This window comes from Streptomyces sp. NPDC001852 (assembly GCF_042891825.1).
GTDB lineage: Bacteria > Actinomycetota > Actinomycetes > Streptomycetales > Streptomycetaceae > Streptomyces.
The window spans coordinates 17,657-42,460 of record NZ_JBIATN010000020.1 but is presented as its reverse complement, the minus strand read 5'-3'; the positions used below and the strand labels follow the sequence as shown (position 1 = coordinate 42,460).

The 24,804-nt window shown below is 70.1% G+C and carries 20 protein-coding genes; 14 read left to right on the top strand and 6 right to left on the bottom strand.

Annotated features, from left to right (window positions below):
• Window positions 1-7 precede the first annotated feature (7 nt).
• From ACFYZB_RS30010 to recQ, 14 genes are all read left to right on the top strand, one after another.
• A complete protein-coding gene (locus ACFYZB_RS30010) occupies window positions 8-562 on the top strand; it encodes an NADH-quinone oxidoreductase subunit B family protein (protein ID WP_007383964.1) in 555 nt (184 codons plus the stop codon).
• Window positions 559-1,329 (top strand): NADH-quinone oxidoreductase subunit C, encoded by a 771-nt coding sequence (locus tag ACFYZB_RS30005; RefSeq protein ID WP_388763956.1) that lies wholly within the window; start codon window positions 559-561, stop codon window positions 1,327-1,329. Before ACFYZB_RS30010 ends, ACFYZB_RS30005 begins: the two co-directional genes overlap by 4 nt.
• A complete protein-coding gene (locus ACFYZB_RS30000; protein ID WP_351211267.1) occupies window positions 1,326-2,666 on the top strand; it encodes an NADH-quinone oxidoreductase subunit D in 1,341 nt (446 codons plus the stop codon). Before ACFYZB_RS30005 ends, ACFYZB_RS30000 begins: the two co-directional genes overlap by 4 nt.
• Window positions 2,663-3,529, top strand: a complete 867-nt coding sequence (nuoE, locus tag ACFYZB_RS29995) for an NADH-quinone oxidoreductase subunit NuoE (RefSeq protein ID WP_351211265.1) — start codon at window positions 2,663-2,665, stop codon at window positions 3,527-3,529. The genes ACFYZB_RS30000 and nuoE overlap by 4 nt, the downstream gene beginning before the upstream one ends.
• Window positions 3,526-4,875, top strand: a complete 1,350-nt coding sequence (gene nuoF / locus ACFYZB_RS29990) for an NADH-quinone oxidoreductase subunit NuoF (RefSeq protein ID WP_351211263.1) — start codon at window positions 3,526-3,528, stop codon at window positions 4,873-4,875. Before nuoE ends, nuoF begins: the two co-directional genes overlap by 4 nt.
• Complete coding sequence (locus ACFYZB_RS29985; protein ID WP_388763954.1) at window positions 4,872-7,376, top strand: NADH-quinone oxidoreductase subunit G; 2,505 nt, start codon at window positions 4,872-4,874, stop codon at window positions 7,374-7,376. The genes nuoF and ACFYZB_RS29985 overlap by 4 nt, the downstream gene beginning before the upstream one ends.
• Entirely contained in the window at window positions 7,373-8,737 is a 1,365-nt protein-coding gene (gene nuoH, locus ACFYZB_RS29980; protein ID WP_388763952.1) for an NADH-quinone oxidoreductase subunit NuoH, read from the top strand. Before ACFYZB_RS29985 ends, nuoH begins: the two co-directional genes overlap by 4 nt.
• Entirely contained in the window at window positions 8,730-9,371 is a 642-nt protein-coding gene (gene nuoI, locus ACFYZB_RS29975; RefSeq protein WP_351211257.1) for an NADH-quinone oxidoreductase subunit NuoI, read from the top strand. The genes nuoH and nuoI overlap by 8 nt, the downstream gene beginning before the upstream one ends.
• On the top strand, window positions 9,368-10,210 hold the full coding sequence (locus ACFYZB_RS29970) for an NADH-quinone oxidoreductase subunit J (protein ID WP_351211255.1): 843 nt from the start codon (window positions 9,368-9,370) through the stop codon (window positions 10,208-10,210). Before nuoI ends, ACFYZB_RS29970 begins: the two co-directional genes overlap by 4 nt.
• Window positions 10,207-10,506 (top strand): NADH-quinone oxidoreductase subunit NuoK, encoded by a 300-nt coding sequence (gene nuoK / locus ACFYZB_RS29965; protein ID WP_023547474.1) that lies wholly within the window; start codon window positions 10,207-10,209, stop codon window positions 10,504-10,506. Before ACFYZB_RS29970 ends, nuoK begins: the two co-directional genes overlap by 4 nt.
• 15 nt (window positions 10,507-10,521) lie before the next feature.
• Window positions 10,522-12,468, top strand: coding sequence for an NADH-quinone oxidoreductase subunit L (gene nuoL, locus ACFYZB_RS29960; RefSeq protein ID WP_388763950.1), 1,947 nt, complete (start codon window positions 10,522-10,524; stop codon window positions 12,466-12,468).
• Between the two features lie 5 nt (window positions 12,469-12,473).
• Entirely contained in the window at window positions 12,474-14,045 is a 1,572-nt protein-coding gene (locus tag ACFYZB_RS29955) for an NADH-quinone oxidoreductase subunit M (RefSeq protein ID WP_388763948.1), read from the top strand.
• The gene (gene nuoN, locus ACFYZB_RS29950) at window positions 14,042-15,691 is read left to right on the top strand and encodes an NADH-quinone oxidoreductase subunit NuoN (RefSeq protein ID WP_388763947.1); all 1,650 of its coding nucleotides are present in this window, start codon (window positions 14,042-14,044) and stop codon (window positions 15,689-15,691) included. The genes ACFYZB_RS29955 and nuoN overlap by 4 nt, the downstream gene beginning before the upstream one ends.
• A 177-nt stretch (window positions 15,692-15,868) precedes the next feature.
• Entirely contained in the window at window positions 15,869-17,851 is a 1,983-nt protein-coding gene (gene recQ / locus ACFYZB_RS29945) for a DNA helicase RecQ (RefSeq protein WP_388763945.1), read from the top strand.
• Window positions 17,852-17,884: 33 nt separating this feature from the next.
• Here the strand turns inward: recQ and ACFYZB_RS29940 are convergent, their stop codons facing one another.
• The 6 genes from ACFYZB_RS29940 to ACFYZB_RS29915 are packed head-to-tail and all read right to left on the bottom strand — an operon-like array spanning window position 17,885 to window position 24,767.
• A complete protein-coding gene (locus ACFYZB_RS29940; protein ID WP_388763943.1) occupies window positions 17,885-20,650 on the bottom strand; it encodes a fumarate reductase/succinate dehydrogenase flavoprotein subunit in 2,766 nt (921 codons plus the stop codon).
• An 11-nt stretch (window positions 20,651-20,661) separates the two neighbouring features.
• Window positions 20,662-21,450, bottom strand: coding sequence for an ABC transporter ATP-binding protein (locus ACFYZB_RS29935; RefSeq protein WP_388763942.1), 789 nt, complete (start codon window positions 21,448-21,450; stop codon window positions 20,662-20,664).
• Window positions 21,434-22,348 (bottom strand): ABC transporter permease, encoded by a 915-nt coding sequence (locus ACFYZB_RS29930; protein WP_388763940.1) that lies wholly within the window; start codon window positions 22,346-22,348, stop codon window positions 21,434-21,436. Before ACFYZB_RS29930 ends, ACFYZB_RS29935 begins: the two co-directional genes overlap by 17 nt.
• The gene (locus ACFYZB_RS29925; protein WP_388763939.1) at window positions 22,345-23,688 is read right to left on the bottom strand and encodes an ABC transporter substrate-binding protein; all 1,344 of its coding nucleotides are present in this window, start codon (window positions 23,686-23,688) and stop codon (window positions 22,345-22,347) included. The genes ACFYZB_RS29930 and ACFYZB_RS29925 overlap by 4 nt, the downstream gene beginning before the upstream one ends.
• Window positions 23,689-23,702: 14 nt before the next feature.
• Window positions 23,703-23,930 (bottom strand): ferredoxin family protein, encoded by a 228-nt coding sequence (locus tag ACFYZB_RS29920; RefSeq protein ID WP_031166915.1) that lies wholly within the window; start codon window positions 23,928-23,930, stop codon window positions 23,703-23,705.
• Window positions 23,931-23,978: 48 nt separating this feature from the next.
• Window positions 23,979-24,767, bottom strand: coding sequence for a GntR family transcriptional regulator (locus ACFYZB_RS29915; protein ID WP_388763936.1), 789 nt, complete (start codon window positions 24,765-24,767; stop codon window positions 23,979-23,981).
• Between the last annotated feature and the right edge of the window lie 37 nt (window positions 24,768-24,804).

Genomic DNA, 24,804 nt, shown 5'->3' with positions numbered 1-24,804 from the left:
TTAGGACATGGGACTCGAAGAAAAGCTGCCGAGCGGCTTCCTGCTGACCACCGTCGAGCAGGCCGCGGGCTGGGTGCGCAAGGCGTCCGTCTTCCCGGCCACCTTCGGCCTCGCCTGCTGCGCCATCGAGATGATGACCACCGGCGCCGGCCGGTACGACCTGGCGCGCTTCGGCATGGAGGTCTTCCGCGGCTCACCGCGCCAGGCCGACCTGATGATCGTCGCCGGCCGGGTCAGCCAGAAGATGGCGCCGGTGCTCCGGCAGGTCTACGACCAGATGCCCAACCCGAAATGGGTGATCTCCATGGGCGTCTGCGCCTCCTCGGGCGGCATGTTCAACAACTACGCGATCGTCCAGGGCGTCGACCACATCGTCCCGGTCGACATCTACCTGCCGGGCTGCCCGCCCCGCCCCGAGATGCTGATGGACGCGATCCTCAAGCTCCACCAGAAGATCCAGTCCTCCAAGCTCGGCGTCAACGCCGAAGAGGCCGCCCGCGAGGCCGAGGAGGCGGCGCTCAAGGCCCTGCCCACGATCGAGATGAAGGGGCTGCTGCGGTGAGCGACGCGAACGGCAACGGCACGGGCGGCGTGAACGGGTCCGCGAACGGGGTGAACCCCGAGAAGGACCTCTCCGCCTCCAACCTCCCCGGCCAGCGCGGCCAGGGCGGCGAGGAGATCCGCGTCCAGCGCGGCATGTTCGGCGCCAACAACGGCGGCGACACCTCCGGCTACGGCGGCCTGGTCCGCTCGGTCCGGCTCCCGGGACCGGCGAGTCGTCCCTACGGCGGCTGGTTCGACGAGGTCGCCGACGAGCTGGAGGGGGCTCTGGAGGAACAGGGCCTCCTCCCCGGCAACGCCATCGAGAAGACGGTCGTCGACCGCGGCGAGCTCACCTTCCACATCGAACGCGAGCACCTGCTCCGCGTCGCCCGCACCCTGCGCGACGACCCGGCCCTGCGCTTCGAGCTCTGCACCGGCGTCAGCGGCGTCCACTACCCGCACGACAAGGGCCGCGAACTGCACGCCGTGTACCACCTGCGCTCGATCACCCACAACCGGTTGATCCGCCTCGAAGTCAGCGCCCCCGACGCCGATCCGCGCATCCCGTCCCTCGTCCCCGTCTATCCGACGAACGACTGGCACGAGCGCGAGACCTACGACTTCTTCGGAATCCTCTTCGACGGTCACCCGGCCCTGACGCGGATCATGATGCCGGACGACTGGCAGGGCCACCCGCAGCGCAAGGACTACCCGCTCGGCGGCATCCCCGTCGAGTACAAGGGCGCCCAGATCCCGGCTCCGGACCAGCGGAGGTCGTACTCGTGAGCACGCAGTCAGCATCCGCCGCGTCGGCCGCCTCCGCGCGCGAGACCACCGAGGGCACCGTCTACACGGTCACCGGTGGCGACTGGGACGAGGTCGTCCAGTCCGCGACCCGCGCGGACGACGAGCGGATCGTCGTCAACATGGGTCCCCAGCATCCCTCCACCCACGGAGTACTCCGTCTGATCCTGGAGATCGAGGGCGAGACGGTCACCGAGGCCCGCTGCGGCATCGGCTACCTCCACACCGGCATCGAGAAGAACCTCGAGTACCGCACGTGGACGCAGGGCACCACCTTCGTCACGCGCATGGACTACCTGACGTCCTTCTTCAACGAGACCGCCTACTGCCTCGCCGTCGAGAAACTCCTCGGCATCGAGGACGACATCACCGAGCGCGCCAAGATCATCCGGGTGCTCCTGATGGAGCTGAACCGGCTCTCCTCCCACCTGGTGTGCATCGCCACCGGCGGCATGGAGCTCGGCGCGACCACGATCATGATCTACGGCTTCCGTGATCGTGAAATGATTCTCGACCTCTACGAGCTCATCACGGGCCTCAGGATGAACCACGCGTACATCCGCCCCGGCGGACTCGCCCAGGACCTGCCGCCCGGTGCGGTGGACCAGATCCGCGAGTTCGTGAAGAAGATGAAGAAGAACCTCCCGGAGTACGACAAGCTCGCCACCGGGAACCCCATCTTCAAGGCCCGCATGCAGGACATCGGCTACCTCGACCTGGCCGGCTGCATGGCCCTCGGCGCCACCGGCCCGATCCTGCGCTCCACCGGCCTGCCGCACGACCTGCGCAAGGCACAGCCGTACTGCGACTACGAGACGTACGACTTCGAGATCCCGACCGCCGACACCTGCGACGCCTACGGCCGCTTCCTGGTCCGCCTGGAGGAGATGCGCCAGTCGCTCGGGATCGTCGAGCAGTGCCTGGACCGTCTCCAGCCCGGCCCGGTCATGGTCGCCGACAAGAAGATCGCCTGGCCCGCCCAGCTCGCCCTGGGACCGGACGGACTCGGCAACTCCCTCGACCACATCAAGAAGATCATGGGCACCTCTATGGAAGCCCTGATCCACCACTTCAAGCTCGTCACCGAGGGCTTCCGCGTCCCGCCGGGACAGGCGTACGCGGCCGTCGAGTCCCCCAAGGGCGAACTCGGCGTGCACGCCGTCTCCGACGGCGGCACCCGCCCCTACCGGGTCCACTTCCGTGACCCGTCCTTCACCAACCTGCAGGCCATGGCGGCAATGTGCGAAGGCGGCCAGGTCGCCGACGTGATCGTCGCCGTCGCGTCCATCGACCCCGTGATGGGAGGCGTCGACCGGTGACCACCTCTTCTTCGGAGCGGGGCGTCAGCCTGGGCATGCCCGAACTGCCCGCGCCCGCCTACCCGGACGACGTCCGGGCCCGGCTGGAGGCGGACGCGCGCGAGGTCATCGCGCGCTACCCGGACTCCCGGTCCGCCCTGCTCCCGCTGCTCCACCTCGTGCAGTCCGAGGAGGGCCATGTCACGCGCACCGGAATGCAGTTCTGCGCGGACATGCTGAACCTGACCACGGCCGAGGTCACCGCCGTCGCCACCTTCTACACCATGTACCGCCGCAAGCCCTCCGGCGACTACCAGGTGGGCGTGTGCACCAACACGCTGTGCGCGGTGATGGGCGGAGACGCGATCTTCGAGACGCTCCAGGAGCACCTGGGCGTCGGCAACGGCGAGACCACCGACGACGGCAAGGTCACCCTGGAGCACATCGAGTGCAACGCGGCCTGCGACTACGCGCCGGTCGTGATGGTCAACTGGGAGTTCTTCGACAACCAGACGCCGGGCAGCGCCAAGCGCCTGGTCGACGATCTGCGCGCAGGACGGCCCGTACAGCCCACGCGCGGGGCGCGGCTGTGCACGTTCAAGGAGACCGCGCGGATCCTGGCCGGCTTCCCCGACGAGCGGCCCGGGGCCGTCGAGGAGGGCGGCGGTGCGGGACCCGCGTCGCTGGTGGGCCTTCGCCTGGCAAGGGGAGAGGCCGCACCCGCGCGCGTGGTCCATCCGCGCGGAGGTCCCCACGAGGAACCGCAGGACAGGGTGCACGAGCCGTCGCCGGCCGAGCACCTCAGTTCCCATGATGCGCCGCAGGAGACATCGGCCTCCGACCCGGCTCACCCCGCAGGGCCTACTGCAGAGGAGGGGGAGTGATGACCGTGGCACCCGAACTGAAGGACTCGAGCCCCGAGAAGCTGCTCGCACCCGTGCTGTCGGCCTTCTGGGACGAGGACCGGTCCTGGACTCTGGACGTCTACCGGAGGCACGAGGGGTACGAGGGACTCCGCAAGGCGCTCGCCATGTCCCCGGACGACGTGATCGCCTACGTCAAGGAGTCCGGGCTGCGCGGCCGCGGCGGCGCGGGGTTCCCGACCGGAATGAAGTGGCAGTTCATTCCGCAGGGTGATGGAAAACCGCACTATCTAGTTGTCAACGCCGACGAATCGGAGCCCGGGACCTGCAAGGACATCCCGCTCCTCTTCGCGAACCCGCATAGCCTCATCGAGGGCATGGTGATCGCGTGCTATGCCATCAGGTCGTCGCATGCCTTCATCTATCTGCGTGGTGAAGTCGTTCCCGTTCTGCGGCGGTTGCACGAGGCCGTGCGCGAGGCCTGTGCGGCGGGCTACCTCGGCGAGAACATCCTGGGCAGCGGACTCGATCTCCAGATCACCGTGCACGCCGGCGCCGGCGCGTACATCTGCGGTGAGGAGACCGCACTGCTGGACTCGCTCGAAGGCCGCCGTGGTCAACCGCGGCTCCGTCCCCCCTTCCCTGCGGTGGAAGGCCTCTACGCCTGTCCGACTGTTGTGAACAACGTCGAGTCGATCGCGTCGGTTCCCGCGATCCTGAAAAACGGGAAAGACTGGTTCAGGTCGATGGGCAGCGAGAAGTCCCCGGGCTTCACGCTCTACTCGCTCAGCGGCCACGTCGCGAGCCCCGGCCAGTACGAGGCGCCCCTCGGCATCACGCTCCGCCAGCTCCTCGACATGAGCGGCGGCATGCGGCCCGGCCACCGCCTGAAGTTCTGGACACCGGGCGGCTCCTCGACGCCGATGTTCACCGACGAGCACCTGGACGTCCCTCTTGATTACGAGGGCGTCGGCGCCGCCGGCTCGATGCTCGGCACCAAGGCCCTGCAGTGTTTCGACGAGACCACCTGTGTGGTGCGGGCGGTGACCCGCTGGACCGAGTTCTACGCCCACGAGTCCTGCGGCAAGTGCACGCCGTGCCGGGAGGGGACGTACTGGCTGGTGCAGTTGCTGCGGGACATCGAGGCCGGCAAGGGCGTCATGTCCGACCTCGACAAGCTGAACGACATCGCCGACAACATCAACGGCAAGTCCTTCTGCGCCCTCGGCGACGGCGCCGCGTCCCCGATCTTCTCCTCGCTGAAGTACTTCCGTGAGGAGTACGAGCAGCACATCACGGGCCGGGGCTGCCCCTTCGACCCGGCCAAGTCGACGGCCTGGGCGCACCGCCCGGAGGTGAACGCATGACCGTGACCACCAGTGCTCCCGCCGGTGGGGGAGAGACGGCGGTCCCGCCGGAAGACCTCGTCACGCTGACGATCGACGGCATCGAGATCAGCGTGCCCAAGGGCACCCTGGTCATCCGGGCCGCCGAGCAGCTCGGCATCGAGATCCCCCGGTTCTGCGACCACCCCCTGCTCGACCCCGCCGGTGCATGCCGTCAGTGCATCGTCGAGGTCGAGGGCCAGCGCAAGCCCATGGCGTCCTGCACCATCACCTGCACCGACGGCATGGTGGTGAAGACCCAGCTCACCTCGCCGGTCGCCGAGAAGGCCCAGCACGGCGTGATGGAGCTGCTGCTCATCAACCACCCGCTGGACTGCCCCGTCTGCGACAAGGGCGGCGAGTGCCCGCTGCAGAACCAGTCCATGTCGCACGGCAGTGCCGAGTCCCGCTTCGACGGCAAGAAGCGCACCTACGAAAAGCCCGTACCGATCTCCACCCAGGTGCTGCTCGACCGCGAGCGCTGCGTGCTGTGCGCCCGGTGCACCCGGTTCTCCAACCAGATCGCCGGCGACCCGATGATCGAGCTGATCGAGCGGGGTGCGCTGCAGCAGGTCGGCACCGGCGAGGGCGACCCGTTCGAGTCGTACTTCTCCGGCAACACCATCCAGATCTGCCCGGTCGGCGCGCTCACCTCGGCGGCCTACCGTTTCCGCTCCCGCCCCTTCGACCTCGTCTCCTCGCCGTCGGTGTGCGAGCACTGCTCCGGCGGCTGCGCCACCCGCACCGACCACCGGCGCGGCAAGGTCATGCGGCGGCTCGCCGCCAACGACCCCGAGGTCAACGAGGAGTGGATCTGCGACAAGGGACGCTTCGCGTTCCGGTACGCGCAGCTCAAGGACCGCCTCGACACTCCCCTGGTGCGCAACGCCGACGGCGCCCTGGAGCCCGCGTCCTGGCCCGAGGCCCTGGAGGCGGCCGCGCGGGGCCTGACCGCTGCCCGCTCCCGGGCCGGCGTCCTCATCGGCGGCCGGCTCACTGTCGAGGACGCCTACGCGTACAGCAAGTTCGCGCGCGTGGCGCTCGACACCAACGACATCGACTTCCGCGCGCGCGTGCACAGCGGCGAGGAGGCCGACTTCCTGGCCTCGCGGGTGGCCGGGCACGGCCGTGACCTCGACGGTACGGGTGTCACGTACACCTCCCTGGAGAAGGCGCCCGCGGTCCTGCTGGTCGGTTTCGAGTCGGAGGAGGAGGCGCCCGGCGTCTTCCTGCGGCTGCGCAAGGCGTGGCGCAAACGCAAGCAGAAGGTGTTCGCGCTGGCCACGCACGCGACCCGGGGCCTTCAGAAGGCGGGCGGCACCCTGCTGCCGGCCGCGCCGGGCACCGAGACCGAGTGGCTGGACGCCCTCGCGAGCGGCGTGGGCCTGGAGGAGCCCGGCACCCGCGCCGCCCAGGCCCTGCGCGCCGAGGGCGCGGTCATCGTCGTCGGTGAGCGGCTCGCCGCGGTCGCCGGCGGCCTCACCGCCGCCGTACGCGCCGCCACCGCGACCGGCGCCCACCTGGTGTGGATCCCGCGCCGGGCCGGTGAGCGCGGTGCCGTCGAGGTGGGCGCGCTGCCGTCGCTGCTGCCGGGCGGCCGCCCGGCGACCGACCCGCGCGCGCGGGAGGAGGTCGCGGCCGCATGGGGCCTCGCCGAACTCCCGTCGCGCTACGGCCGCGACACCCACGACATCGTCGAGGCGGCCGCCACCGGCGAACTGTCGGCACTCGTGGTCGCCGGGGTGGAGGTCGCCGACCTGCCCGACCCGGCACGCGCGCGTGAGGCACTCGACAGCGTCGGCTTCCTGGTGTCGCTGGAGCTGCGGCCCAGCGAGGCCACCACGCACGCCGACGTCGTCCTGCCGGTCGCCGCGGTCGCCGAGAAGGCCGGCACGTTCCTCAACTGGGAAGGCAGGGTGCGCTTCTTCGACGCCGCCCTCAAGCCCGACCAGATGACCCGCCACCTGGCACCGACCGACGCGCGCGTGCTGCAGATGCTGGCCGATGCCATGGACGTCCACCTGGGTCTGCCGGATCTGCGCACCACGCGCGCGGAGATCGACCGGCTCGGTCCCTGGGACGGTCCGCGCGCCTCCGAACCCCAGGAGTCGGCGGGCGCGCTGCCCCGTCCGGCCGCCGGCGAGGCCGTACTCGCCGGGCACCGGCTCCTCCTCGACCAGGGCGTTCTCCAGGAGGGCGACGAGGCGCTCGCCGGCACCCGGCACGCCGCGCACGCGCGCGTGTCGGCGGCGACGGCCGCCGAGGCGGGCGTCCAGGAAGGCGACGTCCTCGCGGTCACCGGCCCCTCCGGCACCGTCGAACTCCCGCTGCGGATCACCGAGATGCCCGACCGGGTGGTCTGGCTTCCGCTGAACTCCGTCGGCGCGGGCGTCGCCTCCGACACCGGCGCACAGCCCGGCTCACTCGTCCGCATCGGCCCGCCGGCACCCGCCGAACAGGCCCCCAAGGAGGTGGAGGCATGAGCCCGTACCTCGCAGCTGAAGACCTCTCGATGTTCGGCCGCGACCCCTGGTGGCTGGTCGTCGTCAAGGCCGTGTTCTGCTTCGCCTTCCTGATGGTCACCGTGCTGTTCTCCATCGTCTGGGAGCGCAAGGTCGTCGCCTGGATGCAGCTGCGCATCGGCCCGAACCGGCACGGTCCCTGGGGCATGCTCCAGTCGCTCGCCGACGGCGTGAAGCTGATGCTCAAGGAAGACATCATCGTCAAGCGCGCCGACAAGGTGGTGTACGTCCTGGCGCCGATCGTCGCGGCCATCCCGGCCTTCATGGCGATCGCGGTGATCCCCTTCGGCCCGGCCGACAACGAGATCTCGATCTTCGGCACCCGCACCACGATGCAGCTCACCGACCTGCCGATCGCGCTGCTCTACATCCTCGCGGTCGCCTCCGTCGGCATCTACGGCATCGTGCTGGCGGGTTGGAGTTCTGGATCCACCTACCCGCTCCTCGGCGGCCTGCGCTCCTGCGCGCAGATGATCTCCTACGAGATCGCCATGGGCGCCGCGTTCGCCTCCGTGTTCCTGTACTCGGGGTCGATGTCGACGTCCACGATCGTGGCGCAGCAGCACGACCGCTGGTACATCCTGCTGCTGCCGGTCTCGTTCGTCCTCTACATCGTCACGATGGTCGGCGAGACCAACCGCGCCCCCTTCGACATGCCGGAGTCCGAAGGCGACCTGGTCGGCGGCTTCAACACCGAGTACTCGTCGATCAAGTTCGCGATGTTCATGCTCGCCGAGTACGTGAACATGGTGACGGTGTCGGCCGTGTCGACCACGCTGTTCCTCGGCGGCTGGCGCGCCCCCTGGCCGATCAGCTCCTTCTGGCAGGGCGCGAACCACGGCTGGTGGCCGCTGCTCTGGTTCGTGATCAAGGTTCAGCTGCTGCTGTTCTTCTTCATCTGGCTGCGCGGCACGCTCCCTCGCGTGCGCTACGACCAGCTGATGAAGCTCGGCTGGAAGGTCCTCATCCCGGTCTCCGTGACCTGGCTGATGCTGGTGGCGACCGTACGGGCCCTGCGCAACGAGCACTACGACTTCCCGAGCATCGCGCTGCCCGTCGTGGGCGGAGTGCTCGCCCTGCTGCTGATCTCCTTCGTCGCGGACATGTTCCGGGAGAAGGCCAAGGCGGCCGAGCAACCTGCCGCCGAGCAGACCGGATTCGACCCGATGGCGGGCGGATTCCCCGTACCTCCGCTGCCCGGACAGGAGCTGCCTGCGGTGCCGAGGCGCCGCCCGCGCCACGAGCGGGAGCTGATTGTCAGTGGTGGGTCGGACACTGTCAGTGACGGATCTTCGGATGGAAAGGAGGCGTCCGATGGCTGAGGAGCCCAAGGAGACCAAGCCCGGTTTCCTGAACCCCGTGGCCGGCTTCGGCGTGACCTTCAAGGCCATGTTCAAGAAGCGGCTGACCGAGCAGTACCCGGAGCAGAAGAAGACCACGGCTCCGCGGTTTCACGGACGGCACCAGCTCAACCGCCATCCGGACGGCCTGGAGAAGTGCGTCGGCTGCGAGCTGTGCGCGTGGGCGTGTCCTGCCGACGCCATCTACGTGGAGGGCGCCGACAACACCGACGAGGAACGCTACTCGCCGGGCGAGCGGTACGGCCGCGTCTATCAGATCAACTACGCCCGCTGCATCCTGTGTGGCCTGTGCATCGAAGCGTGCCCCACGCGCGCGCTGACGATGACCAACGAGTTCGAACTGGCCGACTCCAGCCGCGCCAACCTCATCTACACCAAGGAACAACTCCTCGCCGGGCTCGAAGAGGGCATGGTCGACACGCCGCACGCGATCTTCCCGGGGACCGACGAGCAGGACTACTACCGGGGCCTCGTCACCCATGCCGCTCCCGGCACGGTCCGCCAGGTTGCCCTGTCCAAGGGAGAGGTCCCGCAGGAGGCCGCGTCCACCTTCGGCGAGGAGGAGCCGGCCTCGGAGAAGGTGATCGGCCGATGACCGCGCAGCTCGCCGCCTACACCACCTCCACCGGTGAGGCCTTCCAGTTCTGGGTCCTCGGCACCGTCGCGGTGATCGGCGCCCTGTGCACCGTCTTCATGAAGAAGGCCGTGCACAGCGCGCTCTCCCTCGCCGGGACCATGATCGTCCTGGCGGTGTTCTACCTCGCCAACGGCGCCTACTTCCTGGGCATCGTGCAGATCGTCGTCTACACCGGCGCGATCATGATGCTGTTCCTGTTCGTGGTGATGCTCGTCGGCGTCACGGCCGCGGACTCGCTGAGGGAGACCATCAAGGGCCAGCGCTGGCTGGCCCTTCTGTGTGGCGTCGGCTTCGGTGTCCTGCTGTTCGCCGGCATCGGCAACGCCTCCCTGAAGGAATTCGCCGGCACGGGCCAGGCGAACGCGAACGGCAATGTGGAGGGCCTCGCCTCCCTCATCTTCACCAAGTACGTCTTCGCCTTCGAAATCACCGGCGCCCTGCTGATCACGGCCGCCGTCGGCGCCATGGTGCTCACCCACCGCGAGCGCACCGAGCGCGCCAAGACCCAGCGCGAGCTGTCCGAACAGCGCGTCCGCGAGGGCAAACACGTGCCGCCGCTGCCCGCCCCCGGTGTCTACGCCCGGCACAACGCCGTCGACATCGCGGGCCTCCTCCCCGACGGCACCCCGTCCGAGCTGACGGTCAGCAAGACACTGCGCGAACGCGGCCAGATCCGCGACGTGTCGGCGGAGGCGCTCAATGACCTGCGGGCGCTGGAGCAGCGAGCGCAGGAACGCCTGGAGCGCAAGGCGATCGAACCGGCGACGTTCAAGCGGCCCGAGGAGGCGTCGAAATGAACCCGGTCAACTACCTCTACCTCGCCGCCCTGCTGTTCACGATCGGCGCGACCGGCGTACTGATCCGGCGCAACGCCATCGTGGTCTTCATGTGCATCGAGCTGATGCTGAACGCCTGCAACCTCGCGTTCGTCACCTTCTCCCGGATGCACGGCAACCTCGACGGCCAGATCATCGCCTTCTTCACGATGGTCGTCGCCGCCGCGGAGGTCGTGGTGGGCCTCGCGATCATCGTGTCGCTGTTCCGTACCCGCCACTCGGCCTCGGTCGACGACGCCAGCCTGATGAAGCTGTAAGGGGTCGGAAGAATCGTGGAGAACCTGATCGCGCTGCTCATCGCGGCGCCCCTGCTCGGAGCGGCCGTCCTCCTGGTCGGCGGCCGGCGCCTGGACCGCGTCGGCCACTGGATCGGCACGCTGCTCTCGTTCGTCTCCTTCGCCATCGGCCTCGTTCTCTTCGCCGATCTGCTCGGCAAGGGAGCCGAACACCGGACCCTGATGCAGCACCTGTTCAGCTGGGTCCCGGTGGCCGGTTTCCAGGCGGACGTCACCTTCCGCCTGGACCAGCTGTCGATGACGTTCGTCCTGCTCATCACGGGCGTCGGCTCGCTGATCCACCTGTACTCGGTCGGATACATGGAGCACGACGAGCGCCGCCGCCGCTTCTTCGGCTATCTGAACCTGTTCCTCGCGGCGATGCTGCTGCTCGTCCTCGCCGACAACTACCTGCTGCTGTACGTCGGCTGGGAGGGCGTCGGCCTCGCCTCGTACCTGCTGATCGGCTTCTGGCAGCACAAGCCCAGCGCCGCGACGGCAGCGAAGAAGGCCTTCCTGGTCAACCGGGTCGGCGACATGGGCCTGTCGATCGCGATCATGCTGATGTTCGCCACCTTCGGCACCTTTGCCTTCGGCCCGGTCCTCAGCCACACCGGCGACACCTCCGAGGGCAAGCTCACCGCCATCGGCCTGATGCTGCTCCTCGCCGCCTGCGGCAAGTCCGCCCAGGTGCCGCTGCAGTCCTGGCTCGGCGACGCCATGGAGGGCCCGACCCCGGTCTCGGCCCTGATCCACGCGGCGACGATGGTGACCGCGGGCGTGTACCTCATCGTCCGCTCCGGAGCCGTCTTCAACGCGGCACCCGACGCACAGCTGGCCGTCACCGTCGTAGGCGCTGTCACACTCCTCTTCGGTGCGATCGTCGGTTGCGCGAAGGACGACATCAAGAAGGCGCTGGCCGGCTCGACCATGTCGCAGATCGGCTACATGGTGCTCGCCGCGGGCCTCGGCCCCATCGGCTACGTCTTCGCGATCATGCACCTGGTCACGCACGGGTTCTTCAAGGCCGGGCTGTTCCTCGGCGCCGGCTCCGTTATGCACGGCATGAACGACGAGGTCGACATGCGCCGCTACGGCGGCCTGCGCAAGTACATGCCGATCACGTTCATCACCTTCGGGCTCGGCTACCTGGCGATCATCGGCTTCCCGTTCCTGTCCGGCTTCTACTCCAAGGACAAGATCATCGAGGCCGCCTTCGCCAAGGGCGGCACCGAGGGCTGGATCCTCGGCGGCGCGGCCCTGCTGGGCGCGGCCATCACCGCCTTCTACATGACGCGGGTGATGCTGATGACGTTCTTCGGCGAAGAACGCTGGCGCAACGCCCCGACCCCGTCCCCGGCCGAACCGAGCGTGGAACCCGCCGCGGAGACACACGGCGAGCACGCCGTGCCGCACCCGCACGAGTCGCCCAAGGTCATGACGATCCCCATGATCGTGCTGGCCGTGGGTTCGGTGGCCGGCGGCTTCTTCTTCAACCTCGGTGACCGCTTCCTGCACTGGCTGGAGCCGGTCACCGGGTACAGCGAGGGACACTCCCCGGTCAGCACCTGGACGGTCACCGGCGCCACTCTGGTCTGCCTGGTCGTCGGCGTGGGCATCGCCTGGGCCCAGTACGGCCGCAAGCCCGTCCCTGCCCTCGCCCCGCGCGGCTCGCTGCTCACCCGCGCGGCCCGCCGTGACCTGCTCCAGGACGACTTCAACCACGTGGTCCTGGTACGTGGCGGCGAGCACCTGACGCGCTCCCTGGTCTACGTCGACCACACCCTGGTCGACGGCGTCGTCAACGGCACGGCGGCCGGCTTCGGCGGCCTGTCCGGGCGGCTCCGCCGGATCCAGAACGGCTTCGCCCGCTCCTACGCGGTCTCGATGTTCGGCGGTGCGGCACTTCTGGTCGCCGCGACCCTGCTGATGAGGGCGGTCTGATACCGATGTCCTTTCCTCTGCTGACAGCGACGGCGGCGCTCCCGGCCGTAGGGGCCGTCGCAACGGCCGCCGTACCGGCCGCGCGGCGCACCGCCGCCAAGTGGCTGGCGCTGCTCGTCTCGCTCGCCACGCTCGCCCTGGCGATCACCGTGCTGGTCCGTTTCGACCCGAACGGCGCCCGCTACCAGCTCACCGAATCCCACGCCTGGATCAAGGACTTCGGGGTGAGGTACGAGCTGGGGGTCGACGGCATCGCGGTGGCGCTGATCGCGCTGACCGCCGTACTGATCCCGTTCATCATCCTCGCGGGCTGGCACGACGCGGACCCGCTGGAGACGGGCAGCCGCCGCTGGCGGCCCACCCAGGGCTTCTTCGGGCTGATCCTCGCCGTCGAGGCGATGGTGCTCATCTCCTTCGAGTCCACCGACGTATTTCTCTTCTACATCTTCTTCGAAGCCATGCTCATCCCGATGTACTTCCTCATCGGCGGCTTCGGGGACCGCGCCCACGCGCAGGGCGAGGAGGCGGCGTCGACGCAGCGGTCGTACGCGGCGGTGAAGTTCCTGCTCTACAACCTGGTCGGCGGTCTGATCATGCTGGCCGCGGTGATCGGCCTCTACGTGGTGGCCGGAAACTTCAGCCTCCAGGAGATCGCGCAGGCCCGCGCGAACGGCTCGCTGCACATGGCGACGAGCACCGAACGCTGGCTGTTCCTGGGCTTCTTCTTCGCGTTCGCGGTGAAGGCCCCGCTGTGGCCGCTGCACACGTGGCTGCCCAACGCGATGCAGGAATCCACCGCCCCGGTGGCCGTCCTCATCACCGCGGTCGTCGACAAGGTGGGCACCTTCGCGATGCTCCGCTTCTGCCTCCAGCTGTTCCCCCAGGCCAGCAAGTGGGCGACGCCCGTCATCCTCGTCCTGGCGCTGATCAGCATCGTCTACGGCGCACTGCTGGCCGTCGGCCAGCGGGACATCAAGCGGCTGGTCGCCTACGCGTCGATCTCCCACTTCGGCTTCATCATCATGGGCATCTTCGCGATGACCAGCCAGGGCCAGTCCGGAGCCACGCTCTACATGGTCAACCACGGCATCTCCACGGCAGCGCTGATGCTGGTCGCCGGCTTCCTGATCTCCCGGCGCGGCTCGCGGCTCATCGCCGACTACGGAGGCGTGCAGAAGGTCGCCCCGGTGCTCGCCGGCACCTTCCTGATCGGCGGCCTCGCCACCCTCTCACTGCCCGGTCTCGCGCCGTTCGTCAGCGAGTTCCTGGTCCTGGTCGGCACGTTCACGCGCTACCCCGCGATCGGCATCATCGCCACCTTCGGCATCGTCCTCGCCGCGCTCTACACCCTCGTCCTGTACCAGCGGACGATGACGGGCCCGGTGAAGCCCGAGGTCTCGGCAATGCCCGACCTGCGCGTGCGTGAACTTGTGGTCATCGCCCCGCTGATCGTGCTGCTGATCTTCCTGGGCGTCTACCCGAAGCCCGTCACGGACATCGTCAACCCGGCGGTCAAGCAGACGATGTCCGACGTACACAAGACCGACCCCAAGCCCTCGGTGGAGGCGGCCAAGTGAGCACAACAGCCGTCCACAGCCTGTGGACAACCGCGGCCGACCCGATCGCGAAGATCCCGGCACCGAAGATCGAATACGGACAATTGTCGCCGACGCTGATCGTCGTCGGTGCGGCGCTGGTCGGGGTGCTGATCGAGGCATTCGTCCCGCGCAAGTCCCGCTACTACGCCCAGGTGTTCGTGTCCGTCGTGGCGCTCTGCGCCGCCTTCGCCGCGGTGGTCGCGCTGGCGGCGGACGGTTACGGCACCACCAAGGCGCACATCGCGGCCATGGGGGCGATCGCGGTCGACGGCCCGTCCCTGTTCCTGCAGGGCACGATCCTGCTGGCCGGCCTCGTGGGCCTCTTCACCTTCGCCGAGCGTCGCCTCGACCCGGCCGCGCACGGCAACCGCGTCGACTCCTTCGCCGCGCAGGCCGCCTCCGTACCGGGCAGCGACAGTGAGAAGGCCGCAGTAAAGGCCGGTTTCACCACCACCGAGGCCTTCCCGCTGCTGCTCTTCGCGATCGCCGGCATGCTGGTGTTCCCCTCGGCCAACGACCTGCTGACGCTGTTCGTGGCCCTGGAGGTCTTCTCGCTGCCGCTGTACCTGCTGTGCGCACTGGCCCGCCGCAAGCGGCTGATGTCGCAGGAGGCCGCGGTCAAGTACTTCCTGCTCGGCGCGTTCGCCTCCGCGTTCACGCTGTTCGGCATCGCCCTGCTGTACGGCTACGCGGGCTCGGTGTCGTACGCGCGCATCGCACAGGTCGTCGACGGCACGGTCACCAACATCGATCCGGCGCTCGCCAACACCATGGGCAACGACGCGCTGCTCCTGCTCGGCGGCGCCCTGATCGTGATGGGCCTGCTGTTCAAGGTGGGCGCGGTGCCGTTCCACATGTGGACGCCCGACGTCTACCAGGGCGCGCCGACCCCGGTGACCGGCTTCATGGCGGCGGCGACGAAGGTGGCCGCGTTCGGCGCCCTGCTGCGACTGCTGTACGTCGTCCTGCCCGGGATGCGCTGGGACTGGCGGCCGGTCATGTGGGCGGTGGCGATCATCACCATGCTCGGCGGTGCGATCGTCGCGATCACCCAGACCGACATCAAGCGGCTGCTGGCGTACTCGTCCATCGCGCACGCCGGATTCATCCTTGCGGGTGTCATCGCCACGTCGAAGGACGGCGTCTCGTCCGTCCTCTTCTACCTGGCCGGCTACTCGTTCGTGACGATCGGCGCCTTCGCGGTGGTCACGCTGGTGCGCGACGCGGGCGGCGAGGCGACCCACCTGTCCAAGTGGGCCGGGCTCGGCCGCCGCTCCCCGCTCGTGGCAGCGGTCTTCGCGGTGTTCCTGCTGGCCTTCGCCGGCATCCCGTTGACGTCGGGCTTCGCCGGGAAGTTCGCCGTGTTCAAGGCGGCGGCGGACGGTGGCGCGGCCCCGCTGGTCGTGGTCGGTGTGATCTCCTCGGCGATCGCCGCGTTCTTCTACATCCGCGTGATCGTCCTGATGTTCTTCAGCGAGCCGAGGCCGGAGGGCCCGACCGTGGCCGTTCCGTCCCCGATGACCACGGCGGCGATCGCCGTCGGTGTCGCGGTGACGCTGGTGCTCGGCGTGGCGCCGCAGTACTTCCTGGACCTGGCGAGCCAGGCGGCAGTGTTCGTCCGCTGACGCTCCGCTTGCCCGTGCCGCTGCCCGGCACCCTCGTTTCGGAGGGGCCGGGCAGCGGCATGTGGCCGGCGGTGCCGACCGGTGCTTGTGGATAACTCCGAGGCTGTCGGTCCCGCCCCCTATCGTGGAGGCAGTGGTCGAGGAACGACACGCGGGGGACCGACGGGGGACACGACGATGGGTGCGACGGGCGGGATCAGCGAGATGTCACAGGTGACCGAGGGGCCGGGCGCGGCCGACAGCGAGGCGCTGGCCACGCTGCACCGGGTCTTCGGATACGAGGCCTTCCGGGGCGAGCAGGAAGCGATCATCGAGCATGTGGTGGCGGGCGGCGACGCGGTCGTCCTCATGCCCACCGGTGGCGGAAAGTCGCTGTGCTACCAGATCCCGGCCCTGGTCAGACCCGGTACGGGCGTGGTGATCTCGCCGCTGATCGCACTCATGCAGGACCAGGTGGACGCCCTGCGCACCCTCGGCGTGCGCGCCGGCTTCATCAACTCCACGCAGGACTTCGACGAGCGGCGCGTGGTCGAGGCCGAGCTCCTGGCCGGCGAGCTGGACGTGCTGTACCTGGCGCCGGAGCGGCTGCGCCTGGAGGGCACGCTCGACCTGCTCTCGCGCGGCAAGATCTCCGTCTTCGCGATCGACGAGGCGCACTGCGTGTCCCAGTGGGGCCACGACTTCCGCCCCGACTACCTCACCCTGTCCCTCCTCGGCGAGCGCTGGCCGGACGTCCCCCGTATCGCCCTGACGGCCACCGCCACCCACGCCACCCACCAGGAGATCACTCAGCGGCTGAACCTGCCGACGGCTCGCCACTTCGTCGCCAGCTTCGATCGGCCCAACATCCAGTACCGGATCGTGCCCAAGGCCGATCCCAGGAAGCAGCTGCTCGCCTTCCTGCGCGAGGAGCACCCGGGGGACGCCGGCATCGTCTACTGCCTGTCGCGCAACTCCGTGGAACGGACGGCGGAGTTCCTGAGCGCCAACGGCATCGAGGCAGTGCCGTACCACGCAGGCCTGGACGCGGGCATGCGCGCCGCCCACCAGGCCCGGTTCCTGCGCGAGGACGGGCTGGTCGTGGTGGCGACCATTGCCTTCGGCATGGGCATCGACAAGCCGGACGTACGGTTCGTCGCCCACCTGGACCTGCCCAAGTCGATCGAGGGCTACTACCAGGAGACCGGCCGCGCGGGCCGCGACGGACTGCCGTCCACGGCCTGGATGGCGTACGGCCTGAACGACGTCATACAGCAGCGCAAGCTGATCCAGTCCGGCGAGGGCGACGAGGCGTTCCGCCGCCGGGCCGGCGCCCACCTCGACGCCATGCTGGCACTGTGCGAGACGGCCCGCTGCCGCCGCGGCCAGCTGCTCGCCTACTTCGGCCAGGACCCGGATGCGGCGGGCTGCGGCAACTGCGACACCTGCCTCACCCCGCCGGAGACCTGGGACGGCACGATCGCCGCCCAGAAGGTGCTGTCGACGGTGGTACGGCTGCAGCGGGAGCGGGGGCAGAAGTTCGGCGCCGTGCAGATCGTCGACATCCTGCTCGGCAAGCGCACCGGCAAGGTCATCCAGTTCGACCACGACCAGCTGTCCGTGTTCGGCATCGGGCAGGACCTCGCCGAGGCCGAGTGGCGGGGTGTCATCCGGCAGCTGCTGGCGCAGGGGCTGCTCGCGGTCGAGGGGGAGTACGGCACTCTGGTGCTCACCGAGGCGAGCGGCTCCGTGCTGCGGAGCGAGCGCGAGGTGCCGCTGCGCAAGGAGCCGAAGAAGCCGGCCGCCTCCCGGTCCCGGTCGGCCGGTGGCTCCGGCGGCGACCGCAAGGCCAAGGCCGTCGCGGCGGAGCTGCCTGGCGAACTCCTGCCCGCCTTCGAGGCGCTGCGTGCCTGGCGCGCCGAACAGGCTCGCGAGCACGGTGTGCCTGCCTATGTCATCTTCCACGACGCCACCCTGCGGGAGATCGTCACCCGCAGGCCCGGCTCGGTGCGTGAGCTCGGCACGGTGAGCGGTGTCGGCGAGAAGAAGCTGGCGACGTACGGGGAGGGCGTGCTGGCCGTGCTGGCCGCTCTGGACGACCCGGCCCCGGCCGACGGTGACTCGCAGGACACCGACTGGCCGGAGCCGGACGAGGCGCCGGAGCCGGACGACTGGATATAGCAGGGCCGGTCCGGAGCGTACGCGGCGTCGCCGTCACAGCCCCCGAGCCGCATACGCCCTGACGTCCGCGTCCGTGTCGGCCGTGGCCGTGGCCAGGGCCGCGCGGGCCTCTTCCGTGGCCCGGTGCCGGGTCAGGGCGAGCACCGCCGCCTTGCGCACATCGGCGTTCGGATCGGCCAGCGCCTTGGCCAGGGCGGGGACGGCGGTTTCGGCGGACGCTGCCGACAGCGCGGTGGCGGCGCCGGAGCGGACCTGCCAGGCCGGGGCGGACAGCGCGGCGACGGCGCGGTCGGCGAGCGGGCCGGGACAGCCGGTGCCGGACAGCGCGGCGAACGCGGCCCCCCGCACCAGGGGGTCGCTGTCCTCGGTGAGCCGGTCCAGAGCTGCGGTCAGCAGCTCCCGGTCGGCCGCGGTCAGGGACACCGGGCCGACGGCGGCCAGAGCCTTGGCCACGGTGACCCGGACCTCCCGCGAGGGATCGTCCGCGGCCCCAGCCAGCGGCCGGACCGCGTCGACGGAGACGAGCGCTCGTACGGCCTCGGTGCGCACAGCGATGTCGGGGTCGTCCAGTGCCGCGGCGAACACGCCTGCCTCGCCGAGCCGCAGGGCGCGCAGCACATCGAGGGCGGCGGCACGGACCACGGGGTCGGCCGAGGCGAGGACACCGGCGAGGGCGGCACCCAGGGCGGGTTCGGGCGGCAGGGTTTCGACCAGTTCGCGCAGCGAGGCAGCGGCGGCCGCGCGGACCTCGGCATCGGGATCGGACAGGGCGTCGGCCAGGGCCTGCCCGGCACCGGGCGGCACGGTCTCGGTCAGGACTGAGACGGCCGTACGCCGGACGGCGGGGTCCCTGTCGGCCAAGTAGCTCTCGAGCAGGCTGAGTTCGGGCTCCGACTCGGCCAACTCCAGCAGTTCCAGGAGCCGGGGCGAAGCGATGCCCGGCGCCTCGGCCCGGTCGGTGGAGACGGTGGCGCGCCCGGACGTCGGTGCGGCCGCGACCGGGGCCACTTCGAGCGGCCCCGCTGTGGCCACGTGCTCGGGACGGACTTCGCCCAGTTCCCGAGAGGGACCGCCGACCGGCGCGAACTCCTCGACCGGGACCAGATACGGAGCCACGGGACGGGCCGTGAACTCCATCGCACCAGAGGGGGACTTGTGCAGATCGAGATGGTGGAACCAGGAGACGTCGTCGCGGCTGGGGTGGTCGAGACGGTCGTGGTAAAGGCCCCAGCGGGACTCGGTGCGGGCGAGAGAGGCGCGGGCGGCCATTTCGGCGCAGTCGCGGATGAAGGTGACCTCGGCGCAGCGCATCAGCTCGTGCGCGGTGCGGGCGCCCATGGCGGCGATGTCGGCGTGCATCCGCTCGAAGGCCTCCAGGGCGAGCGAGAGCCGTGCGCCGGACTTCGGGGGTGCCACGTAATCGTTGACGAAACGGCGCAGCTTGTACTCGACCTGGGTCTGCGGCGGGCCGTCGGGGTTGCGCAGCGGGCGGTAGACCAGCTCGTGCGCCTCACGCACCTGCTCCGCGGGAAGCTCACCCTCGTACGCGGTGTACTGGGCGGCGTCCGCTCCCGCGAGGTCGCCGAAGACGAAGGCGCCGATCATGTAGTTGTGCGGGACGCAGGCGAGGTCGCCGGCGGCGTACAGGCGGGGGACGGTCGTACGGGCGTGGTCGTCGACGCGTACGCCGGAGGCGGAGTGGCCGCCGCACAGGCCGATCTCGGAGATGTGCATCTCGACGTCATGGGTGCGGTAGTCGTGCCCGCGGCCGGCGTGGAAAGTGCCACGGGTGGGCCGCTCGGTGGAGTGCAGGATCGACTCCAGCGCGGAGATCGACTCCTCCGGGAGGTGGCTGAGCTTGAGGTAGACCGGCCCTCGGTCGCTGGCGACCTCGGCGGCGAACTCGGCCATCATCTGCCCCGACCAGTAGTCGGAGTCGACGAACCGCTCCCCGTGCCGGTTGACCTGGTAGCCGCCGAAGGGGTTGGCGACGTAGGCGCAGGCGGGCCCGTTGTAGTCCTTGATGAGCGGGTTGATCTGGAAGCACTCGATACCGGTCAGCTCGGCGCCCGCGTGGTAGGCCATGGCGTACCCGTCGCCGGCGTTGGTGGGGTTCTCGTAGGTGCCGTAGAGGTAGCCGGAGGCGGGCAGGCCGAGCCGGCCGCAGGCGCCGGTGGCGAGGATGACCGCGCCCGCGCGGACGGTGACGAAGGCGCCGGTACGGGTGTTGAAGCCGGCGGCGCCCACGGCCCGCCCCGCGGCGGTCAGGACCTGGACCGGCATCACCCGGTTCTCGATCCGGATCCGCTCCCGCATCTCGCGCCGCCTGAGCTGCCGGTACAGGACCTTTTTGACGTCCTTGCCCTCTGGCATGGGCAGTACGTACGAGCCGGAGCGATGCACCTGGCGCACCGCGTACTCACCGTGCTCGTCCTTCTCGAACTTGACGCCGTACGACTCCAGCCGCTGCACCATCGCGAAGCCGCGGGTGGCGGTCTGGCGCACGGTGGACTGGTCGACGATTCCGTCGTTGGCGCGGGTGATCTCGGCGACGTAGTCGTCGGGTTCGGCGCGGCCGGGGATGACCGCGTTGTTGACGCCGTCCATGCCCATGGCGAGCGCGCCGGAGTGACGGACGTGGGCCTTCTCCAGCAGCAGGACGCTCGCGCCGCGCTCGGCGGCGGTGAGGGCGGCCATGGTGCCGGCGGTGCCGCCGCCGATGACGAGGACGTCGCAGGTCAGCTCCTCGGCGTCGGCGACATCGGGGATCTCCAGGGAAGTGGACGCGGGGGTGGTCACCGGAGTGCCTTTCAGGAGCCGAGCGAGGTGAGGATGTCGCGGCGCAGGGCCACACGGGCCGGGTCGCCCACGGCCGCGCGGTCCCGCGGCCCGGGCACGTCCCGTACGGCAGCCACCCGGCCGGAGCCGAGCAGGGCGACGCGGTCGCCGAGGAAGAGGGCCTCGTCCACGTCGTGCGTGACGAAGACGACGCTCGCGCCCGTGCCGCGCAGCACCTCCACCAGCAGGTCCTGCATGCCGGAGCGGGTCTGGGCGTCGAGGGCGCCGAAGGGCTCGTCCATGAGGACGGCGCGCGGGCTGTCGGCCAAGGCGCGCGCCAACTGGGCGCGCTGGCGCTGCCCGCCGGACACCCGGTGCGGCAACTGCCCCGCCTGCGCGCTGAGTCCGACCCGGGAGAGCCAGTCCTCGGCCCGGGAGCGGCGCTTGGATCGCGGTACGCCGCTGATGGCGAGCGGCAGTTCGACGTTCCCACGCAAGGTGCGCCAGGGCAGCAACGCGTCCTCCTGGAAGACCAGCGCGCGGTCGGCCGACGGCCCGGTCAGCGGCACCCCGTCCACCTCGGCGGTGCCGCCCAAGGGCGGCAGCAGCCCGGCGAGGGTGCGCAGCAGTGTGGACTTGCCGCAGCCGGAGGGGCCGACGACGGTGAGGATCTCGCCGGGGGAGACGTCCAGGTCGACGTCGTACAGCACCGGCGCGTCCGGGCGGCCGAGCACGGCGGAACGCAAGGTGAGCCGGGTGCCGCGTACGGCCTCCGACGTCGGGGCGACGGGAGCGGTGACGGTCTCAGACGAGGTGCTCATCGCGGGCCTCCTCGGTGTTCTTCTGGCCCTGCTGTTCGGGCTGGGCCTGGTGCTGGGAATCGCTGTCGGCACGAACGGGGGCGGCGACAGGCCGGGGCACGCGGGTGCGGCCGCCGGGGACGTACGAGGTCCGGGGCAGCCAGCGGGTCAGGCGCCGGCCGAGGAGTTCCACGGCCGTGGAGGTGACCCAGCCGAGAACGCCGATCGTGACCATGCCGACGAAGACACCCGGGTAGTTCACCACCGTGTAGTCCTGCCAGGTGCGGTAGCCGACCCCGTACTGGCCGGAGATCATCTCGGCGGAGATCACGCAGATCCACGACACGCCGATGCCGACCGACAGCCCGCCGAAGATGCCGGGCAGCGCGCCCGGCAGCACGACGGAGCCGAGGATTCGCAGCCGGCCGCCGCCCATGGTCCGCACCGCCTCTTCCCAGACGGGGGTCAGAGCGCGGACCGCGTGCCGGGTGGAGACCAGCACGGGGAAGAAGGCGGCGGTGCAGGTGATGAAGACGATGCCCTGCTCGTTGGACGGGAAGAGAAGGATCGCAACCGGGACGAGGGCGATCGCCGGGATCGGGCGGATGACCTCCAGGACCGGGCCGAGCAGATCTTCGGCGAGGCCCGAGCGGGCCACGAGCACGCCGGCCGCCACGCCGAGGACGGCCGCCAGCGCGAAGCCGGTGAGGATCCGGGTGAGGCTGTCGGTGAGGTCGGTCCAGTAGTCGCCTCCGGAGAGCCGGCCGGCGAAGGCGCGGGCCACGTCGGTGACCGTCGGGAACTGCGAGAAGCGCAGCCACAGGTCGACGTTCAGGCTGGTCAGCACCTGCCAGAGCCCGAGGAAAGCGGCGAGGGAGGCCGTCCGCAGCGCATACCGGGCCAGGGGGCGCCGCGTCATGAGGCACGCTCCAGAGCCTCGCGGTACGACACCGTACGTGCGCCGCCGTGGGCGGTGACGTATGCCTGTGCGGTCGCCGGTGTGATGAAGGGCAGCAACTGGTCGCCGTCGGCCACCCAGACTGCCTTGTCGGCGAACCAGAGGGTTCCGGTGGTGGGGTCAGGCACGTAGGCGGCGCGGATGCCGCTCTGGTGGCCGGCCACGTAGGTCAGCAGTTCCTTCGGGGACTTGAGGGAGACGGTCTTCTCGCTGCCTTTGGGCCACACCTCGCTCGCGGCCGGTGCGGGCCCGGTGACGAGGTGGCGGGCGTACGAGGCGCCGAGGGCCTTCTTGACGTACCGGTCGTCGACGAAGGAGTCCACGTCGATGTCACCGGTCAGCTTGGCGGCCTTCAGCACGGACACGTCCTGCTTCAGCGCGGAAACGAGCTGTGGCCTGACAGCAGGGTCGAACGTGGCGATGCCGTGGGCGCCGTTGTAGAGGTACACGACCTCGGCGGGCAGGCCGGTGGCCTTCGCGACCCTCTCGGCGGCGGCGACGGGGTGGGCGTTGAGGTAGTCCGTGGCCTCCGCCTGGGCCTTGAGGAAGGCCTCCAGGACAGCCGGGTGCTGCTTGGCGAAGTCCTCGCGGGCGGTGACGCCGTGGAAGGTGGGCAGGTTCAGCTGGGCGCCGTCGTACAGGGCCTTTGCCTTGCCCTGGTAGGCGAGCAGCCCCGGCCAGGCGACGAACTGCGACAGGGCGTCCACGCCCCCGGAGGAGAGCGCAGAGGCCCCCACGGCGGGCTGCTGGTTGAGTTTGGAGATGCCCTTGTCCGGATCGATGCCGGCGCGCTGCAGGGCCCGTACGAGTGTGCCGTCGGCGGCGGAGCCGACGCTCGTGGAGACCTTCTTGCCCTTCAGATCCTGCAAGGAGGTGAGCTTCGAGCCGGGCGCGGTGACGACGGTGTTGAGGCCGCCGCGCAGGTTGTAGCCGGTCACCGAGACCAGGTGGGTCGGGCGGCCCAGCTGTTTGCCGCGGGTGGCGTTGAGCAGCAGCGGGAAGTCGCCCATCGAGCCGATGTCGATCTTGCCGGCGGTCATCTGCGCGGTGATCGGGGCGCCGGTGGCGTAGTCCTGCCAGTCGACCTTGTAGGTGTGGCCGTCGTGCAGGGAGTTGAGCTGCCTCTCGAATGAACCGAGGGAGCGCAGCAGTGTGCCTGCGGTGACGGTGTTGATCGTCTTGGACTGGTAGCCGACGGTCACGGTGACCGTGGAGCCGCTGCCCGCCTCGGCGCTGCCGCCGCAGGCCGACAGCGGAACGAGGAGCACGGCGGCGGACGCGGCGACTGCTGTTCGTTTCATGGTGGTGGTACCTCTCACCGGAGCAGGTAGGGCATGTTGACCGTGACGGCCCCGGTGGGGCAGCGGGCCGCGCAGGGGCCGCAGTACCAGCACTCGTCGACGTGCATGTACGCCTTGCCGTTGGTCTCGTCGATGGCGAGCGAGTCCAGCGGGCACATGTCCACGCAGAGGGTGCAGCCGTCAATGCACTTCGACTCGTCGATGGTCACGGGCACGTCGGCCCGCTGGGGCGCCAAGGGCATGGCTGTCTCCAGGAAACGTGCAGGCAGGGGCGGGTGTGGCGGGGGTATCTACGACCGGTGGAGCAGGCCGCTCATGGTGATCCGGTCGCCGCGGAAGCGGATGAACTCCAGGTCGACGGGGCGGCCGTCGGCAAGGTGGGTGAGGCGCTCCAGCATCAGTACGGCGGCGCCGCGCGGGGCCTGGAGCACGGCGGCGGAGTGGGCGTCCGCGGTCACCGCCTCCAGGGTGATCTCGGCGTGGCCCAGGGGGCGGCCGGTGATGGCCTCCAGGAGGCGGAAGACATCGGTGTTCTCGAGGTCGGCGCCGAGCAGGGCGGTGCCGATGTCGAGCGGGATGTAGGTGAGGTCGAGGGAGAGGGGGAGGCCGTTCAGGCGGCGCAGGCGTTCGATGTAGAGGACGTCGGCGCCGGCGGGGACGTGGAGGCGGTCGGCGACCGGGGCGGGTGCGGGGGCGGGGCCCATGGTGCGGACCTCGTTGGTGACGCGGCCGTGCTCGCGGAGTGTTTCCGCGAGGCCCATCAGGCGGTCGAGCCCGTGCAGGTATTTCCGGGCGACGACCACGGTGCCGACCCCGGGCAGCCGTTCCACCAGGCCTTCGGCCCGGAGGAGGTCCAGGGCCTGGCGAACGGTGTTGCGGGAGGCGCGGTAGTCGGCGGCGAGGATCGACTCGTGGGGGAGGGGGCCGTTCTGGAAGGCGCCGGTGAGGATCTGGTGGCGCAGCAGATCGGCGAGCTGCCGGGCCCGGTCCGCACGCAGCCGACGACGCGTGCGGTGGGCGGCGACGGTGGTCGCGGCGCCCTGACCGGCGTGGTCGCGGGGGCGGTCGGTGGGTGGCATGGCTGGAACCATACCGATGCCATAGGGAAAGTCGTGT

Excerpts from the sequence above, each read along its gene's own strand:
- nuoH (WP_388763952.1), top strand. The coding sequence starts at position 7,373 with ATGAGCCCGTACCTCGCAGCTGAAGACCTCTCGATGTTCGGCCGCGAC.
- ACFYZB_RS29930 (WP_388763940.1), bottom strand. The coding sequence starts at position 22,348 with ATGACGCGGCGCCCCCTGGCCCGGTATGCGCTGCGGACGGCCTCCCTC.
- nuoI (WP_351211257.1), top strand. The coding sequence starts at position 8,730 with ATGGCTGAGGAGCCCAAGGAGACCAAGCCCGGTTTCCTGAACCCCGTG.
- ACFYZB_RS29915 (WP_388763936.1), bottom strand. The coding sequence starts at position 24,767 with ATGCCACCCACCGACCGCCCCCGCGACCACGCCGGTCAGGGCGCCGCG.
- ACFYZB_RS30010 (WP_007383964.1), top strand. The coding sequence starts at position 8 with ATGGGACTCGAAGAAAAGCTGCCGAGCGGCTTCCTGCTGACCACCGTC.
- nuoK (WP_023547474.1), top strand. The coding sequence starts at position 10,207 with ATGAACCCGGTCAACTACCTCTACCTCGCCGCCCTGCTGTTCACGATC.
- ACFYZB_RS29935 (WP_388763942.1), bottom strand. The coding sequence starts at position 21,450 with ATGAGCACCTCGTCTGAGACCGTCACCGCTCCCGTCGCCCCGACGTCG.
- recQ (WP_388763945.1), top strand. The coding sequence starts at position 15,869 with ATGGGTGCGACGGGCGGGATCAGCGAGATGTCACAGGTGACCGAGGGG.
- ACFYZB_RS29970 (WP_351211255.1), top strand. The coding sequence starts at position 9,368 with ATGACCGCGCAGCTCGCCGCCTACACCACCTCCACCGGTGAGGCCTTC.
- ACFYZB_RS29955 (WP_388763948.1), top strand. The coding sequence starts at position 12,474 with ATGTCCTTTCCTCTGCTGACAGCGACGGCGGCGCTCCCGGCCGTAGGG.
- ACFYZB_RS29920 (WP_031166915.1), bottom strand. The coding sequence starts at position 23,930 with ATGCCCTTGGCGCCCCAGCGGGCCGACGTGCCCGTGACCATCGACGAG.
- ACFYZB_RS29925 (WP_388763939.1), bottom strand. The coding sequence starts at position 23,688 with ATGAAACGAACAGCAGTCGCCGCGTCCGCCGCCGTGCTCCTCGTTCCG.
- ACFYZB_RS29985 (WP_388763954.1), top strand. The coding sequence starts at position 4,872 with ATGACCGTGACCACCAGTGCTCCCGCCGGTGGGGGAGAGACGGCGGTC.